The following is a 933-nucleotide window of genomic DNA, read 5'->3' as shown; positions in this document are numbered from 1 at the left end:
CCTGCCAGGGAGCCAGCCCCCTGGATCCCGATTCGTGGTCGGGTGCTGAATAGTTACGGGATGCCTTTGTTTGCGCGGAATACCCCAAATTGCCGTCAAGCCACTGGCGCAGGACCGACCAGAAAGCCTTGCAGGATGCGGGGTTGACTGGTTTCGCACAGATGCGCGTTTGTCTCCAGATTGCCATCAGCATTTCCTGATGGTGTAGCACTTCATTTCCGAAGTGTACCAATTTGATCCCTATGTGTACCACTTTGCCTCCCATGTGTACCACCTATTCCTTATTATTTTATTGAATTTAAATATATATATAAAAAAGTGGTACACTTGGTACACTTGTATGAACATGCCCTCGGATACGAGGAAAAACCACTGCATGATAGATTGGCCTTTTATAGGCATATATCCTCTTATGCTTCTAAATGGCTCGCCTTTTTCCTTTTCACGGCTCCTTTTCCCTTTCCCCGGAAGTGACCGTGCGTCCGCTGACTCGGACTGGCCTGGCGTCCTTCAAGAAGGTGTTTCACGCAATCGCACCAGGTGCGCGGATGGCCAACGTGGAAAGGATCGAGGGGCAGGGCAAGGCCAGGGTGGGGTGTCAGGTGCGGATCGCCGTGGCCACCGTGGATCCAATGGCCACTTGGTGGACAGAAAGAGGGGTGAAAATGGGGGCGCGCAATGGATTGCCAGAATCCAAAACCGACCAGGAGGGACAAGGGGCGGAAAGGTGGATTTCACCACAAACCGTTCAAACCGTTCAAACCTGGTTACGGTATGGCTCCATCAAGACGGGGGCCACCTTCCCCTCCCTCAGCAAAGGGGGAAACGTCAAAGGTGAAACCCGTTTGAGTACTACCGATTTTTACCGATCCATGAGGTAGTGGCTCAACCGTGTTGATTTGATGTGCAGGCAAGCCATGAAACGGGGTCCAG

It is taken from the genome of Magnetococcales bacterium (genome assembly GCA_015231175.1).
Taxonomy (GTDB): domain Bacteria; phylum Pseudomonadota; class Magnetococcia; order Magnetococcales; family DC0425bin3; genus HA3dbin3.
Note: the sequence above shows the minus strand (reverse complement) of the source record.